This is a genomic window from Dankookia rubra (genome assembly GCF_004355005.1).
GTDB lineage: Bacteria > Pseudomonadota > Alphaproteobacteria > Acetobacterales > Acetobacteraceae > Paracraurococcus > Paracraurococcus ruber_A.
In genome coordinates this window covers 1-569 of the sequence record NZ_SMSJ01000342.1, presented here as the reverse complement: position 1 = coordinate 569, position 569 = coordinate 1, and the positions used below count along the sequence as shown (strand labels likewise).

Below are 569 nucleotides of genomic sequence, written 5' to 3'. Positions count from 1 at the left end.
GACGCGCGGGCGGCACGGGCGGCGGCTTCGGCCTGCAGGCCCGCCGCCTCGCGCGCCGCGGCCTCGCGTGCCGCGGTGCGCAGCGCCTCGAGCGCGGGCAGGTCTGCCATGGCGGCGCGGGCCGCCTGCAGCCGCGCCTCGGCTTCCGCCTGTTCGGCCCGCAGCCGCTCGAGCTGCGGCGCCAGGGCGCCCAGCCGGCTTTCGGCCTGGGCCGCGGCGGCGGCGAGGGCATTGGCGGCGCCGCGGCTGCGCTGCAGCCCCATCTCGGCCTCGGCCCGGGCGTCGCGCGCTTCCGCCTCGGTGGTGGCGGCGGTCGCCTCGGCCGTGGCGGCGGCGTCGTATTCGGCGATCGCCGCCTCTGGACCCGGCAAGGCGGCCAGCGCCGCCGCGGCGGTCTCGGCAGCGGTTTCCGCCTCGGCGCATTCGGCGTCGAGCGCGCGCAGCTGCGGCTCCAGCGCGCCGAGCCGGCTCTCCGCCTCGGCCGCGGCGGCGGCGAGGCGGCTGTCCTCGGCCCGGGCGGTGGCGAGCCGGGCCTCGGCGGCGCGGCGGGCCTCGCGCGCGGCGGCCTC

At 82.8% G+C, this 569-nt stretch carries 1 pseudogene; it reads right to left on the bottom strand.

Annotation, left to right across the window (positions count from 1 at the left end):
• Window positions 1-569 (bottom strand): annotated as a pseudogene (locus E2C06_RS38385) (hypothetical protein); the annotation flags it as partial.